The 13099-nt window shown below is 69.3% G+C and carries 19 protein-coding genes, 1 tRNA gene and 1 pseudogene; 14 read left to right on the forward strand and 7 right to left on the reverse strand.

The genetic code is table 11. The features are described from left to right. The 5 genes from NL112_RS14215 to NL112_RS14235 are packed head-to-tail and all read left to right on the forward strand — an operon-like array spanning nucleotide 1 to nucleotide 2341. Nucleotides 1-330, forward strand: coding sequence for a phenylacetic acid degradation protein PaaB (locus NL112_RS14215; RefSeq protein WP_255149506.1), 330 nt, complete (start codon nucleotides 1-3; stop codon nucleotides 328-330). Between the two features lies 1 nt (nucleotide 331). Beyond that, nucleotides 332-1153 (forward strand): 1,2-phenylacetyl-CoA epoxidase subunit PaaC, encoded by an 822-nt coding sequence (paaC, locus tag NL112_RS14220; protein ID WP_255149507.1) that lies wholly within the window; start codon nucleotides 332-334, stop codon nucleotides 1151-1153. After that, the gene (locus tag NL112_RS14225; protein WP_255149508.1) at nucleotides 1146-1601 is read left to right on the forward strand and encodes a metal-sulfur cluster assembly factor; all 456 of its coding nucleotides are present in this window, start codon (nucleotides 1146-1148) and stop codon (nucleotides 1599-1601) included. Before paaC ends, NL112_RS14225 begins: the two co-directional genes overlap by 8 nt. Continuing rightward, a complete protein-coding gene (gene paaE, locus NL112_RS14230; RefSeq protein WP_255149509.1) occupies nucleotides 1598-1765 on the forward strand; it encodes a 1,2-phenylacetyl-CoA epoxidase subunit PaaE in 168 nt (55 codons plus the stop codon). Before NL112_RS14225 ends, paaE begins: the two co-directional genes overlap by 4 nt. 54 nt (nucleotides 1766-1819) lie before the next feature. Beyond that, nucleotides 1820-2341: a hypothetical protein gene (locus NL112_RS14235; protein ID WP_255149510.1), complete on the forward strand. Its 522-nt coding sequence runs from the start codon at nucleotides 1820-1822 to the stop codon at nucleotides 2339-2341. 8 nt (nucleotides 2342-2349) lie between these two features. Here the strand turns inward: NL112_RS14235 and NL112_RS22910 are convergent. Then, a pseudogene (locus tag NL112_RS22910) lies at nucleotides 2350-3803 on the reverse strand (APC family permease). Nucleotides 3804-3950: 147 nt separating this feature from the next. Between NL112_RS22910 and NL112_RS14250 the strand changes: the two are divergent. The 6 genes from NL112_RS14250 to NL112_RS14275 are packed head-to-tail and all read left to right on the forward strand — an operon-like array spanning nucleotide 3951 to nucleotide 8244. After that, entirely contained in the window at nucleotides 3951-4790 is an 840-nt protein-coding gene (locus NL112_RS14250) for an NOP5/NOP56 family protein (protein WP_255149513.1), read from the forward strand. After that, nucleotides 4783-5412, forward strand: a complete 630-nt coding sequence (locus NL112_RS14255) for a fibrillarin-like rRNA/tRNA 2'-O-methyltransferase (protein WP_255149514.1) — start codon at nucleotides 4783-4785, stop codon at nucleotides 5410-5412. Before NL112_RS14250 ends, NL112_RS14255 begins: the two co-directional genes overlap by 8 nt. 30 nt (nucleotides 5413-5442) lie before the next feature. Then, nucleotides 5443-6006 carry a DUF3238 domain-containing protein gene (locus NL112_RS14260; protein WP_255149515.1) on the forward strand — a complete coding sequence of 188 codons (564 nt, stop codon included), beginning with the start codon at nucleotides 5443-5445 and terminating at the stop codon, nucleotides 6004-6006. Nucleotides 6007-6055: 49 nt separating this feature from the next. Further along, entirely contained in the window at nucleotides 6056-7204 is a 1149-nt protein-coding gene (locus NL112_RS14265; RefSeq protein ID WP_255149516.1) for a glutamate--cysteine ligase, read from the forward strand. Nucleotides 7205-7253: 49 nt separating this feature from the next. Further along, on the forward strand, nucleotides 7254-7709 hold the full coding sequence (locus NL112_RS14270; RefSeq protein WP_255149517.1) for a winged helix-turn-helix domain-containing protein: 456 nt from the start codon (nucleotides 7254-7256) through the stop codon (nucleotides 7707-7709). Between the two features lie 37 nt (nucleotides 7710-7746). Then, nucleotides 7747-8244: a phosphopantetheine adenylyltransferase gene (locus NL112_RS14275; RefSeq protein ID WP_255149518.1), complete on the forward strand. Its 498-nt coding sequence runs from the start codon at nucleotides 7747-7749 to the stop codon at nucleotides 8242-8244. A gap of 30 nt (nucleotides 8245-8274) precedes the next feature. On the opposite strand, the gene NL112_RS14280 is transcribed toward NL112_RS14275, so the two are convergent. After that, nucleotides 8275-8583, reverse strand: a complete 309-nt coding sequence (locus NL112_RS14280) for a transcription initiation factor IIB family protein (protein ID WP_255149519.1) — start codon at nucleotides 8581-8583, stop codon at nucleotides 8275-8277. 75 nt (nucleotides 8584-8658) lie between these two features. Here NL112_RS14280 and NL112_RS14285 point away from each other — a divergent pair, with 75 nt between their 5' ends. Together NL112_RS14285 and NL112_RS14290 are read left to right on the forward strand one after the other, a co-directional pair. Further along, nucleotides 8659-9171 (forward strand): MOSC domain-containing protein, encoded by a 513-nt coding sequence (locus NL112_RS14285; RefSeq protein ID WP_255149520.1) that lies wholly within the window; start codon nucleotides 8659-8661, stop codon nucleotides 9169-9171. Nucleotides 9172-9210: 39 nt separating this feature from the next. Next, nucleotides 9211-9294: transfer RNA gene (locus NL112_RS14290), tRNA-Leu, on the forward strand. Between the two features lie 47 nt (nucleotides 9295-9341). Here the strand turns inward: NL112_RS14290 and NL112_RS14295 are convergent. Further along, nucleotides 9342-9773, reverse strand: coding sequence for an RNA-binding protein (locus tag NL112_RS14295; RefSeq protein WP_255149521.1), 432 nt, complete (start codon nucleotides 9771-9773; stop codon nucleotides 9342-9344). Nucleotides 9774-9777: 4 nt separating this feature from the next. Beyond that, on the reverse strand, nucleotides 9778-9969 hold the full coding sequence (locus tag NL112_RS14300) for a DUF1918 domain-containing protein (protein WP_255149522.1): 192 nt from the start codon (nucleotides 9967-9969) through the stop codon (nucleotides 9778-9780). A gap of 156 nt (nucleotides 9970-10125) precedes the next feature. Between NL112_RS14300 and NL112_RS14305 the strand changes: the two genes are divergently transcribed. Next, entirely contained in the window at nucleotides 10126-10686 is a 561-nt protein-coding gene (locus NL112_RS14305) for an NUDIX domain-containing protein (protein WP_255152607.1), read from the forward strand. Here the strand turns inward: NL112_RS14305 and NL112_RS14310 are convergent. The 3 genes from NL112_RS14310 to pyrB form a co-directional block, all read right to left on the reverse strand. Further along, a complete protein-coding gene (locus NL112_RS14310; RefSeq protein WP_255149523.1) occupies nucleotides 10676-11545 on the reverse strand; it encodes an alpha-amylase family protein in 870 nt (289 codons plus the stop codon). The genes NL112_RS14305 and NL112_RS14310 overlap by 11 nt on opposite strands. Nucleotides 11546-11715: 170 nt before the next feature. Continuing rightward, nucleotides 11716-12174, reverse strand: a complete 459-nt coding sequence (pyrI, locus tag NL112_RS14315; RefSeq protein WP_255149524.1) for an aspartate carbamoyltransferase regulatory subunit — start codon at nucleotides 12172-12174, stop codon at nucleotides 11716-11718. Next, nucleotides 12171-13073, reverse strand: a complete 903-nt coding sequence (gene pyrB, locus NL112_RS14320; RefSeq protein ID WP_255149525.1) for an aspartate carbamoyltransferase — start codon at nucleotides 13071-13073, stop codon at nucleotides 12171-12173. Before pyrB ends, pyrI begins: the two co-directional genes overlap by 4 nt. Nucleotides 13074-13099 lie beyond the last annotated feature (26 nt).

A 13099-nucleotide genomic window follows, 5' to 3' on the forward strand; every position in this document is an offset into this window, starting at 1 on the left:
ATGCGCTGGGAAGTGTTCCGCCAGGAGAAGCGGAAGGACTACCACGTCCACGTCGGCGACGTCCACGCGCCCAACGCCGAGATGGCAACGCAGTTCGCGCAGGTGATGCACGCGCGCCGCAAGCCCGCCAACTCGCTGTGGGTCGTCCCCAAAGACGAGATAGAGACGGTCGACGCCGACGAACACGACGTGGCGATGGGCGGTCTCACCCAGAAAGAGTACCGCTGGGCGACGAACTACTCCACGGGCGAGATGGCCGAGGAGATAGAGGAGAGCGAGGCCGAACAGCAGGAAGCCGAGGACGAACGCAAGGCCGCGGGGGGGAACTGAGATGGACCCGACCGACCTCTCGGAACGGGAACGCCAGGCCGTCGAGGCCGAACTCGAGTGTCTGGCGGACGACGAGTTCGTGATGGCCGAGCGCTACATCGACTGGCAGGTGCGCGGCCCCACGCTGGAGGCGGACCTCGCGGTCGCCAACATCGCACAGGACGAGTACGGCCACGCACGCCTCTGGTACGACCTGCTGGAGGACTTCGGCTACGAGGAACCCGAACTCGTCTGGGAGCGCGACCCCGACGCGTTCCGGCACGCGACGATGGCCGAACTCGCCTTCGAGAACGGCGACTGGGCCGACTGCGTGCTCCGGGGCTACCTCTACGACCACTTCGAGCGCCTGCGACTGGAGGCGCTCGCGGACAGCGCCTACCCCCGCATCGCGGACCGCGTCGGGAAGGTGCTCGGCGAGGAACATTACCACCGTGACCACGCCGAGAACTGGCTGGAACGCCTGACAGAAGGCAAGGATGCCTCCAGCGAACCGGTCCAGCGGCTCCAGTCGGCGCTCGACCGCCTGTACCCGCACGCGCAGACGCTGTTCGCGCCCACCGAGTACGAGAACGACGTCGTCGAGATGGGGGTCCGGTCGACCCCGCTCGACGAACTCCGCGAGGACTGGCTCGCCATCACGACGCCGTTCCTCGAGGGTCTCGGCCTGACGGTGCCGGACCCCGACCTGCCCGGCGTGCGGGGCCGCGACGGCACCCACACCGACGACTGGCAGAACCTCTACGACCAGTTCACCTACACCTACGAGATGCTGGGCAACGAACCGGCGAAACTGATGGCTGACCCCGACGAGGCCGATGTCTGAACCCGTCGACGGCGGCCCCGACTACTGCGGCTACACCGACTACCAGCGCGGGGTCGACCCCGAGGACCTGCCGGCGACGGGCGAGGAGGCGGCCGGCGTCGAGAAGCGCGTCTGGGAGGAACTGTACGAGGTGGAGGACCCCGAGATGCCCGTCTCCATCGTCGACCTCGGCCTGATTTACGGTGTCCACGTCGACGACAGGGAGGCTTCGGAGAGGCCTCACGGAGGCGGTGAAACCGCCGGAGTCCACGCGACGGTGACGATGACGCTCACCTACACCGGCTGTCCGGCCCGGACGATGTTACAGGAAGACGTCGTCGAGGCCGCCGAACGCGCCGACGGCGTCGAAGCCGCGGACGTGGAACTCGTCTGGTCGCCGGAGTGGAACCTCAACCTCGTCACCGAGGCGGGCAAGGAGTCGCTCCGCGAGTTCGGGGTGAGCATATGAGAGGTCGGCCGGACCCCTCGACGGACACCGACGAGGACGGCCCCGCCGCGTGTCCGTACTGCGGCGGGACGAACACCGAGCGCGAACATCCGAAAGGGCCGTCGCTGTGTCGCTCGATTCACTACTGTAACGACTGCGACGAGCCGTTCGAGGCGATGGGGTAAACCGCTGTTTCAGTCTCCTGAAGGCCCTTTTCCCGTCGTCCCGTCGTCCCGGCCATGCGAACGCTGTTCGCCGCCCTTCTGGTCCTGCTTGCCGGCTGTACGGCCGGCCCGCTCGCGGGCACGCCGACCGAGTCGATTCCGACGCCGTCAGGTGACTGTGCGGCGACGACGCCGTCACCCGACGGCTCCGCGGAGGTGTCCCCGCGGGCGTGGCCCGACCCGCCGGAGAATCGCTCCATCGGGTCGGTGGGGAGCTACGTCGTCGAGTTCGAGCGCGCGTACCTCCACAACGAGCGACTGGAACCGGGCACCCAGTATCTGGAGACGCACGTCGAACTCGAACACGTCACGCCGCGTGGCGACCTGTATCTGGTCAGACTGACTTCCTACACCAACGGGGGCATCGAGCAGTCGACGCCCGACGCCGGGACCCCTATCACCGTCCACTGGGACGGCGCACCCCACCACGTCGCGTATCTCCTCACCGAGGGGCGACTCCTCCGCGCACAGGGTGACCGCGAGACCACTCCGTCGCCCGAGGCCGTCGCGGAGGGGCCGACGGTCGCCTGCGTCTGACGCGGGGGTCAGTCGTCGGCCGCCCCGAGTTCTTCGTTGTCGTGGAGCCGTTTCATCCGTCGCTTGAGGTCGACGCCTCGCGCGGCGTACGAGCGGAGGCGATACCGGTAGAGCAGGTACGTCAGCGCCACGACGCCGAGAACGAGCGCGAGCGCGGAGGGGGCGCTTGCGGCCACCAGCAGGCTGAACGCGACGGAGACGACGACGTTGCCGACGGCGACCACCTTCAACACCGGCATCGGGAGCCGGTACAGCGAGTTGTCGTAGCGGCCGGGGAACTCCTTCGGGAGGTTCCACAGCGCGACGCCGCCGAGCGCGAACGCGACGAAGATGCCCGTGACGACGACCACCACCAGCCAGTCGAGGAAGTCGACGTGGGACAGAAGCGTCGTGTCGGCCACGGGCACCAACGGCGCGACGAGGATGGGCGGGATGCCGAGCGCGAGCACCGCGCGGTACGGGGTGTCGTGGTCCTCGTGGACCTCGGCGAAGAAGCCCGGCACGACGTGGTCGCGGCCGGCCCGCATCACGGTTCGCGAGTAGGAGGTGTACAGCGTGTTGACGGTGGTCGCGGCCGCGACGAGCGCGGCGACGGCGATGAACAGGACGGCCGGCCCGGGGAGGAACCCGTCGGCGACGGCCGCCAGCCCTGCGGCGTACGCCTGTCCCGTCTCGGGGTCGATGGTCGCCTGGTACGGGACCGCGCCGACGAGCGCGACGATGACGCCGACGGTCAGCACCGTCACGACCCCCATCCCGATGGCGAGCACGCGGGGATGTTCCGCACGGGGTCCTCCAACTCCTCGCCGATCTCGATTATCATGCCGAACCCCTGGAACGGGATGTACAGCAGGACGACCGCGAGGAAGAACGTGCCCAGTCCCTCCGCGAACAGCGGGTCGGGGAACATCGGCGTGACGTTCGACGCGTCGAACGCCGCGAGTCCGCCGACGATGAACGTCGCCATTCCGCAGACGAGCACCGCGACGGCGGCCAACTGCACCTTCGTGACCACCTGGATGCCGAAGTAGTTGAGTGCGAGGAACCCCCCGAGCAGGAGCCACACCGCCGCCACCTGCGGGACGGCGCCACCGACGATGCCGTTCAGGTACTGCGAGAACCCCAGCGCCGCGAACAGCAGGTACGACCAGACGGCCAGCACGGGGACGGTGACGCTGACGAGCCCCCAAAAGGGGCCGACGAGCCGCGACCCGTACACGTAGATGCCGCCCGCCACGGGGATGGCGCCGCCGAGTTGCAACAGCAGGAGGACGCCCAGCCCCATCGGGACGACGGACAGAAGCACCGCCGGGACGATGCTCGGCCCCGCGGCCGCGGCCATCTGCGTCGGCACGACGAAGATGCTCATCCCGACGGCCGTCCCCACCAGGAGGCCGACGGCACCCAGGAGACCGATGCGCTGTGTCACGAGTTTGTGTTCCCCTCCCGACATGGTTGTCATTGACTATCGTCCATTACACTTGAAGCTACGCCCTGACGGGCCGGTTCCGCGGCGGCTCCGCGCTCGACGCCGGCCGTCGGGGCGAGGCGCTCACGGCTGGTGTCGCTGACCGAGGGGCCTTTCACCCCGGCCGACGCAAGCCGGGGTATGAACGACGACGCGTGGTTCGCGGGCCTCGACCCCGGCGACACCGAGGCCGCCGCCGACCGGATACGCGACGGGCGGGCCGACGCGCCCGACGACTGGCCGGCACGGGCCGTCGAGTCGGGGTTCGCCGCAGACGAGAGCGACTACTACGACGCGCTCCACGACGCCGCGATGGCCGCGACGCGGGCGGCCGTCACCGAGGCCGAGCGCGCGGGGGACCGCCAGTTGATTCACGCCGTCCGGGCGATGGACGACTGCGAGCGGACGGCGAACGAACTCGCCGAGCGACTCCAGGAGTGGGCCGGGAGCCTGTTCGACGAGGTGGGCACCGGCATCGAGGGCGCTCGAGCGGTGGCCACACGGGAGCCTGCCGACTCGACGGAAGAGCGGGTCGTCGCGCTCGCGGAGCGGGTGGTCGGACTCGCTGACGAGGCCGAGGAGTTGCGCGCCTACGTCGAGCGGACGGCCCCGGAGGTCGCACCGAACCTCGCGAACCTGGCGGGACCGGTGCTCGCGGCCCGACTCGTCGCGCTCGCGGGTGGACTGGAGTCGCTGGCGAAGAAACCCAGCGGGACGGTACAGGTGCTCGGCGCCGAGGACGCGCTGTTCGCGCATCTGCGCGGGCAGGCGCCCTCACCCAAGCACGGCGTCATCTACACCCACGAGTACGTCCACGGGACCCGGCAGGAGGACCGGGGGAGCGCGGCCCGCGCGCTGGCGGGCAAACTCGCCATCGCGGCCCGCGCCGACCACTACAAGGGGGAGTTGAACCCCGACATCGAGCGGCAACTCGACGAGCGGATGGCGACCATCCGCGCGCGGGGTGAGCCGGATGAGTGACCTGCCCGACGGTGTCGAGCGCCGCACGTTCGACGGCCGCGAGCGGCTCGCTACCCGCGGAACGCCGGTGTACGGCGAGCCCACGGACGAGGGCTGGCGCGCGTGGGACGCCCGCCGGTCGAAACTCGGTGCGATGCTCGAGAAAGGGATGGATACGGGGCTTTCGGGCGACGAGACCGTGCTGTATCTCGGTGCCGCCGCGGGCACGACCGTCTCGCACGTCGCCGACGTCGCGGGGCCGACGTACGCCGTCGAGTTCGCGGCCCGGCCGGCCCGCGACCTGCTGGACGCCGCCGAACCTCGCCCGAACCTCTTTCCCCTCTTGAAGGACGCCCGGAAGCCGGAGACGTACGCCCACGTCGTCGAACCCGTCGACGTCGTGGTGCAGGACGTCGCCACCCGGGGGCAGGCCCGGGTGGCGAACGCGAACGCGACGTTCCTCGACGAGAGGGGGCTGTTGCTGGCGGCCATCAAGGCCCGCTCCGAGGACGTGGTTGCCGCGCCGGGCGAGGTGTTCGAGCGGGAACTCGACACGCTCCGCGAGTCGTACGAGATACTGGCCACGGAACGGCTGGAGCCGTTCCACGACGACCACCTCGGCGTCGTCGCGCGCCGGCGGTAGCGTTTTCCGGGACGCGGGCGGACCGCGCCCATGGCCGACATCGTGACGCTCCGCGTGGCGACGTTCATCCCCGACGAGTGGCTCGACTCCCCTCGCGGCGGGCAGTTCCGGGGCGACGGCCGGGGGTTCACCCACCGGGCCGTCGGCACGGGCCGCTCGCGGGTCGAACAGGTCGTCGCGGTCGACTTCACCTACGGCGATGTCCGTGACGAGGCCCGGGCCGGTCGGTCCGTCGAGCGCGTCGAGAACGAGGACGGGAGCGTCTCCACGGAGCGGGCGACAGCCGACATCTCGGAGGTGGTCTGTGAGGGCGTCGAGTGGGGCGACCCGGTGACGTTCACGCTGTCGTGTTCGGCCCGGAACCCCCTCGCGGAGGCGGCCCCGCCCGTCCAGTACGACCTCGACGTGTCGGTCGCGACCGACGGCACGGTCGGCGTCACCGGCCGCCACGACGGGTTCCCGAACGTCGAGGTCGGCGCACGGACCGACTTCGGTCCGTGGCGCACCCTGTACGAACACGACTACCGCGAAGCGGGCGAGACGCCCGCCAGCCTCGCCGGCCCGCCGGGGTACGAGATGGACGTCGAGGGGTGAGTTCCCGGTAACGGAACCCCTTTAGGCTCCGCGGTCGGACTGGCGGGCGATGGAACTCGGGTCGGCCGACGCGTTCGACCGGATGGGGACGCTCGGCGTCGAGGAGGAGTTCTACGTGGTCGACGAGCGGGGCTACCCCACCTCGGGTACGGACGAACTCGTGTACGACGCCGACCCACCCGCCCTGCTCGAGGACCGCCTCGACCACGAACTGTTCAAATGCGTCATCGAGACCCAGACGCCGACCTGCGAGTCGCTGTCGGCGGCCGACGACGCGCTCCGTCGGGTCCGGGCCGCGCTGGTCGAACACGCGGACAGCGAGGGATTCAGCATCGCGGGCGCGGGCCTGCATCCACTGGCGGTGTGGCGCGAACTCGAACACGCGGAGAAGCCGCGCTACCGGGCGCAACTCGAGCGCATCCAGTACCCGCAACACCGGAACACGACCGCGGGCCTGCACGTCCACGTCGGCGTCGACGACGCCGAGAAGGCGACGTGGATAGCGAACGAACTCCGGTGGCACCTCCCGCTAATGTTGGCGCTGTCGGCGAACTCGCCGTACTGGAACGGCTACGACACGGGGCTGGCCTCGGCGCGAGCGAAGATTTTCGAAGGGCTCCCGAACACGGGGATGCCCACCTCGTTCGCCGGTTTCGAGGAGTACGCCGCCTTCGAGCGCCGGATGGTCGAGACGGGAAGTATCAACGACCGCGGGGAACTGTGGTACGACGTGCGCCCTCACACCGGCCACGGCACCGTCGAGGTGCGGACCCCCGACGGGCAAGCGGACCCCGACCGCGTGTTCGCGTTCGTCGAGTACGTCGCCGCGCTCGTGGAGGCGTACGCCGAGGAGTACGAGGACGCGAGCGACCCGTGGGCGGTGTACGAGTCGACCGGCAACGGGCCACGGAGCGGGAGCGTGGGCCACGACCACCGCCGCGAACTCCTGGACGAGAACAAGTGGCGCGCGCTCCGGCACGGCCACGACGCCGAACTGCTCGGCCGTGACCACGACGAGACGGTCGGACTGGGCGAACTGGTCGACCGCGAGGCCGCACGGCTGGGCGTCTCGGGTATCCGCGACCTCTACGAGTCGGAGTCGGGCGCGACCCGCCAGCGCCGCCGTCGGGGGGAGGGCGTCGCGGCGCTCGCCGAATCGTTGATGCTTCGACCGGACGGGCTTCAAACCCAGGGATAGCGAGGCCTTTTTCACCGCCAATCGCTTCGTGTCCCACGGGAGAGGACGCATGTCTGCAGACGACTCATCGGAGGACGTACGGGAGCGACTCGAGGAGCGCGCCGAGGACCTCGACCAGCGCGTCGTGGACCTGCTCGCGTGGGTGCTGGACACGGAGACGCGAGCGCGCATCTACGTGTTCCTCCGCGAGAACCCGAACAGCACGAGCGAGGAGGTCGCGGAGGGGACGGGGCTGTATCCGAGCACGGTCAGAGAAGCACTGGCGGAACTCACCGACGACGAGCGGGTCCATCGCCACAAGCGACAGGCCGCCGGCGCCGGGAACAACCCCTACGAGTACGAGGCCATCGCGCCCGCCGACCTCGTGGGCGACATCGTCGAGGACGTACAGGGGGAACTCAACACCGTGTTCAACCTCGACGAGTTCCTGCTCGGCGAGCGTACGGAGAGCGAATCGACGGAGGGGCCGGTGTCGATAGAGGTAGAAGCGGGCGGCGACGACTAGCGACACCACTTTACGAGCCCCCGCCCTGTCGGTAGCCATGCAGGTCGTGTTGGGCGGGACGTTCGACCCGGTCCACGACGGACACCGCGCGCTGTTCGAGCGCGCGTTCGAACTCGGGGACGTGACTGTCGGTCTTACCAGCGACGTGCTCGCGCCGAAGACCCGCAACGAGGACCGGTACGTCCGCCCCTTCGACGAGCGCAAGCGGGACCTCGAGGCGGAACTCGCCGCACTCGCTGGCGACCACGAGTTCGAGGTACGACGGCTCGACGAGCCGACCGGCATCGCCACCGAACCGGGGTTCGACGTACTCATCGTCTCGCCCGAGACGGTCGACGGCGCACGGACCGTCAACGACATCCGCGAGGAGAAGGGGCTCGACCCCCTGGAAATCGAAGTCGTCGAGCACGTCCGTGCGGAGGACGGCGGTATCATCTCCTCGACGCGCATCGTCAACGGCGAAATCGACGAACACGGGAACGTCACCCCCGAGCGGGAAGGCCGGGAGGCCGAGCAGAGCGAGGTCTCCGAATAGCGAGCGCGTCGCGGAGCGTCGGGCGCTATCTCACCACGACGGGGGTTCTAACCCGGCCTCCGCCATCAGGTCCTTCCACCGCTTTTGGACGGAGAGCCGGGAGACACCGACGGCGTCGGCCACGTCGCTCTGCGAACGGCTCTCGCCGGCGGTCAGGGTGGCGACGTATATCGCCGCCGCCAGCACCGGCTGTTTCGACCGTTCGGACTCGGGTACCGTGGAAAGGAACAGGTCCGCGGCCCGCGAGCGCGCCGCCGTCGAGAGGTCCAGCCGTTCGGCGGCCTCGTCGAGCGTCGCCAGCCAGTCCTCGTTTTCCACCTCGTCGCTCGCGCGGTACACGGTCGAAGTTCGGCCGGCGGCCGCTTAACTGCCACGCTCGGCGGGGTTTATTCGGGCACGGCCCGTAGCCGACCCATGACCGGCCGCGTCGACCGCATCTGGACGGCCCCCGAGGGCTCCGCCACGATGGAGTCCGTCGACCGCGTTCACGCGCTCCCGGGGGGCATCGAGGGGGACCGCTACTTCGAGGGGACGGGCTACTACTCCCCGATGGACGTCTGTGAGGTGACGTTCATCGCCCGGGAGGACGTCGACGCTATCCGGGAGGCCACCGGCATCGACCTCTCCGACGGGCGACACCGGCGGAACGTCGTCCTCGCAGGGGCGGACCTCGACGCGCTCGTGAACGCGCGGTTCCGCGTCGGGGACGCTGTGTTCGAGGGCACGCGCCGACGCCCGCCGTGTCGCCACGTCGAACAACTCGCGGGCGAGACGGGAGTGATGAGCGCGCTGAAGGGTCGGGGTGGCATCTGTGCGGACGTAATCGAGGAGGGCGACGTGTCGGTCGGCGACGAGGTGGAACTGCTGGAGGACCTGTCGTTCGACGGCAGGGGACTGGTCGACGCGATACGGTCGCGGCTCGAATAGCGTCAGGTTCTTGTCGCCCTCGGCCGGATTCCGGAATGCGCGCGGGTAGCCAAGCCAGGAAACGGCGCAGCGCTTAGGACGCTGTCTCGTAGGAGTCCGCCGGTTCAAATCCGGTCCCGCGCATGCGTTCTCCGAGCGCAAGCGAGGAGACGCATCGCTCGGCCGGACGCTTACTCCCGCAACTCGGCGAACGCCTCGCGGACGTTCTCGACGGCCGCGTCCTTCTTCGCGGGGTACGCCTCCACCTTCGCGCGGAGGGTGATGCCGTCGCCCCGTTTCACCTGTCCGCGGAACGCGGCCTGCTTGTCGAGCGTGAGGAAGAAGGTGCAGTCGTCGTCGACGCGCTGGTCGAGTTCCTCGAGCACGGTGTCGATGTCGTCGAGTTCGTCGAGTCTCGCGAGGACGTGGCGCACGTCGTCGGCCCGCTCCAATCGCGCCGACAGCACGAGGATTCGGTCGCCGTGAAACCCCTCGCTTTCGGCCCGCTCCAGTTCCGTCTCCTCGGGGAGGAACGTGCGGAGCGCGTCCGCGACGCGCTTGTCGTCCTCCGTCGCGTAACAGAAGGCACGTAGGTCGACGTAGTGGAACGGGACCGAACTCACGGCGTTACTCGTCGGTTTCGTCCGCGGCTTCCAGCGCGTCCTCCGAGATGCCGGCTTCCTGGCCGCCCTCGAAGGAGATGACGTACTGTTCGTCGCCGAACATCGTCTCCGAGACGGTCTCGACGGTGCCGACCTCGCCGTCGAACTCGCTGTGCTCGTCGTGCAGGACGACCGAGTCGCCTTCTTCGAAGCTCATGTCTCCGGGTACTTCCGACCGAGCCAAAAGCCCGTCGCTTTCGGCTCCCGCCCGGATTCAGCGGGTCAAAGGCTTATTGCGAGGGCACCCCCTATCGGCTCGCATGAACTCTCATACGCACCGCGGGCGGTGGCCGCTCTCCTCTTCCGGGCGGGCATGACGCTCGACCGGCTGTGGTATCTCGCGGACGAGGCACGCCAGCAGGCCGAGCAGGCACGCCACCGGCTCGCCTCCCGGCACGACCCCGACCTCGAACCGGCGTACACGAAGCGTGTCTCGCGCCGGCGGTTCCGCACGCTCGCGGAGCGCATCACGCGGACGGGCGCCCCCTACGGGGCCCACACGCTCGTCTACAAGCCGTCGGGCGAACTCCTGCTCGTCCGCCACGAGGGGGTCGACATGTGGGTGCTCCCCGGCGGCGGCATCGACGACGGCGAGACGTTCCGCGAGGCCGCCGAGCGGGAACTCGCGGAGGAGGCGGGCGTCGACGTCGAGTACGACGGGCTCGGGATGCTGGGGCGGGTCGACGTACGTGCCGCGGACCACGAGACGTGGGGCGTCCTGCCGGTGTTCGCGGCGGCGGCGCGGACGACCGACCCGGAGGTGTCGGACCCGGACGGCGAGATAAGCGAGGCGCGCTGGTTCGCCGACCTCCCGGAGGATACCCGCGACCGCGCCGACATCCGCGCGTGGCGTGACCGCGTGCTCACCAGGTGACGCCCTCGCGGGACTCGGCGTCCCTCCGTCGGAGCGCCGCCACCGCGTTCGAGGCGTCGTAGCCGAACAGGACGCGCTCGGCGTACTCGCCGGCCACCTCCGTCGCGTGCACGAGGTCGTCGATATCCACCTCGACCGCGTACAACTCGACGGAGACGGGCGTGTCGAGGCGGTCGACGAACCCGCGTGCGATGGTCTCCAGCCAGTACGTCGTCCCGTAGTGGGTGTCGTACAGCGGGACGACGAACTCGTCGACCAGCGACTCCAGCGCATCCAGGTCGAGACCGGCCCGCTCGTAGAGGTGGTCGCCGTACGGGTCCGGGTAGAGGGTGAAGAACGTCCGACCGGGAATCCGGTCGACAGCCTCCGCCACGAACTCGGTCACGACGGACGCACGCCACGCGTAGCGGTCCTCGCTGGTCGTCTCCTCGGGTGGGGGGCCCTCGCCGCGCTCGTGGCGGGCCTCCACCCACTCCTCGAACCGGCGGTTACAGCGGTCGCAGTAGCAGTACTCCGGGCGGGGAAACCCCACGTCGTCGAGTCGCACGTCCCCGTTCGCCTCGGCGCAGTCCTCGATTATCTCCAGCAGGCCCGCGCGGTAGTCGTCGTGCGTCGGGCAGACGTACGCCCAGTCGAAGTAGGTGCGGTCGCGGGTCGCCTGCTGTCCCTCGGGGGTGACGGGGACTAGCTCGGGCGTCTCCTCGGCCGCGGCGTTGTCACCGAAACAGGAGACCATGTTCACGGCGCTTTCGAGCGGCTCGTTCGCCCGCCCCGACACGTCCTTCACCTCGTAGAACGCGCGGTCGAACTCGGGTAGCTCGGTCTCCTCGGCGTTGCGCGTGACGACCCCGTACTCCATGGGGGCCGTTGCGCCGCTGTCGGGGTAAGTGGTTCGGAAGGGGGTGGTTGAGGATGATTCAGCGGCGCGCCACGTACGCGATGGCGACGACCGCGAGCAGGACCACGAACAGGGCTTTCTTCGACATCACGTAGGTTGTCGATGGCCGACGGCAAAGATGTTCCGGTGGGTCAGACTTCGATGAGGGCGGCGATGTCTTCGCGGACGATGGTGTCGCAGTACGCACAGCGCACGCCGTCGTCTAACACGTCGAACGTCGACTCGATGGGCTCGTCGCCGGTGGTGATGCAGTTGGCGTTCGGGCACGACAGCACGCCGACGACGCGGTCGGGGCGCTCGACGCGGAGTTTCTCGACCACCTCGTAGTCGCGGACGATGTTGATGGTCGCCCGCGGCGCGATGAGCGAGAGGACGTCGACCTCCTCCTGGGAGAGTTCCCGCCCTTCGACCTTCACGATGTCCTTGCGGCCCAACTGCCCGGAGGGGACGTTCATGCCGACCGACACCTCTTCGCCGCCGGTGCCGTCGATGCCGAGGATGGCGAGCACGTTGAGCGCCTGTCCGCCGGGAACGTGGTCGATGACTGTGCCGTCCTCTATCTTCGAGACGCGGAGTTCTGTCTCTGTCATAGCAGTTCGTCGAGCAGGGCCATCCGAACCGGGACGCCGTTGTGTGCCTGTTCGAAGTAGTTCGCGTGGTCGGTCGCGTCCACGTCGGGCGCTATCTCGTCGACGCGCGGAAGCGGGTGCATCACCGTCAGGTCGTCTTTCGCGCCCGCGAGCAGGTCGGCGTCGATGTTGTACTCGCCGGCGACCTTCCGGTACTCGTTCTCGTCGGGGAACCGCTCGCGCTGGATGCGCGTCACGTACAGCACGTCGAGCGTGTCGAGCACGCTCTCGACGGTCCGGTGCTCGTGGACGTCCGCGCCCGACTCGTGGAGGTCGAACCGGACGTTCCGCGGGAGTCGGAGGCTCTCGGGGCTGATGAAATGCTGGCGCGCGTCGAAGTTCGTGAGCGCCTCCGCCAGCGAGTGGACCGTCCGCCCGTACTTCAGGTCGCCCATGATGCCGACGGTGATGTCGTCCAGGCCGGCGTTCTCCCGGATGGTGTAGAGGTCGAGCAAGGTCTGGGTCGGATGCTGGCCCGCGCCGTCGCCCGCGTTGATGACGGGTACGTCGACGAACTCGGCGGCGAGTTTCGCGGCGCCCTCGCTGGGGTGGCGGAGGACGATGCCGTCGGCGTACCCCTCGACGACGCGCATCGTGTCCGCGAGCGACTCGCCTTTCTTGACCGACGAGGAGTCGACCGGTCCCATGTCGACGGAGTCGCCACCGAGCCGCTTGATGGCGGTGTCGAAGCTCATCTTGGTGCGCGTGCTCGGCTCGAAGAAGCAGAGCGCGAGCAGCGCGTCCGGGTGAGCCTCCCGGAACGCCGCGGGGTCGCGGTCCATCTCGGCGGCGCGGTCGAGCACCGCCTCGATGTCCGCCCGCGACAGGTGTCTGGCGCTGATGACGTGGTCGTGCCGCATCGGTGGATACCGTGGTCCGCCTCGCC

This window comes from Halorarius halobius (assembly GCF_024298865.1).
In the GTDB taxonomy this organism is placed as follows: domain Archaea; phylum Halobacteriota; class Halobacteria; order Halobacteriales; family Haloarculaceae; genus Halorarius; species Halorarius halobius.

Bases quoted from the DNA above. Each gene is read 5' to 3' on its own strand.
- pyrI (WP_255149524.1), bottom strand. From the start codon at position 12,174: ATGACAGAGACAGAACTCCGCGTCTCGAAGATAGAGGACGGCACAGTC.
- NL112_RS14255 (WP_255149514.1), top strand. From the start codon at position 4,783: ATGAGTGACCTGCCCGACGGTGTCGAGCGCCGCACGTTCGACGGCCGC.
- NL112_RS14260 (WP_255149515.1), top strand. From the start codon at position 5,443: ATGGCCGACATCGTGACGCTCCGCGTGGCGACGTTCATCCCCGACGAG.
- NL112_RS14270 (WP_255149517.1), top strand. From the start codon at position 7,254: ATGTCTGCAGACGACTCATCGGAGGACGTACGGGAGCGACTCGAGGAG.
- NL112_RS14215 (WP_255149506.1), top strand. From the start codon at position 1: ATGCGCTGGGAAGTGTTCCGCCAGGAGAAGCGGAAGGACTACCACGTC.
- NL112_RS14235 (WP_255149510.1), top strand. From the start codon at position 1,820: ATGCGAACGCTGTTCGCCGCCCTTCTGGTCCTGCTTGCCGGCTGTACG.
- NL112_RS14310 (WP_255149523.1), bottom strand. From the start codon at position 11,545: ATGGAGTACGGGGTCGTCACGCGCAACGCCGAGGAGACCGAGCTACCC.
- NL112_RS14250 (WP_255149513.1), top strand. From the start codon at position 3,951: ATGAACGACGACGCGTGGTTCGCGGGCCTCGACCCCGGCGACACCGAG.
- paaC (WP_255149507.1), top strand. From the start codon at position 332: ATGGACCCGACCGACCTCTCGGAACGGGAACGCCAGGCCGTCGAGGCC.
- NL112_RS14285 (WP_255149520.1), top strand. From the start codon at position 8,659: ATGACCGGCCGCGTCGACCGCATCTGGACGGCCCCCGAGGGCTCCGCC.
- NL112_RS14275 (WP_255149518.1), top strand. From the start codon at position 7,747: ATGCAGGTCGTGTTGGGCGGGACGTTCGACCCGGTCCACGACGGACAC.
- NL112_RS14265 (WP_255149516.1), top strand. From the start codon at position 6,056: ATGGAACTCGGGTCGGCCGACGCGTTCGACCGGATGGGGACGCTCGGC.
- pyrB (WP_255149525.1), bottom strand. From the start codon at position 13,073: ATGCGGCACGACCACGTCATCAGCGCCAGACACCTGTCGCGGGCGGAC.
- paaE (WP_255149509.1), top strand. From the start codon at position 1,598: ATGAGAGGTCGGCCGGACCCCTCGACGGACACCGACGAGGACGGCCCC.
- NL112_RS14300 (WP_255149522.1), bottom strand. From the start codon at position 9,969: ATGAGCTTCGAAGAAGGCGACTCGGTCGTCCTGCACGACGAGCACAGC.
- NL112_RS14305 (WP_255152607.1), top strand. From the start codon at position 10,126: ATGACGCTCGACCGGCTGTGGTATCTCGCGGACGAGGCACGCCAGCAG.
- NL112_RS14225 (WP_255149508.1), top strand. From the start codon at position 1,146: ATGTCTGAACCCGTCGACGGCGGCCCCGACTACTGCGGCTACACCGAC.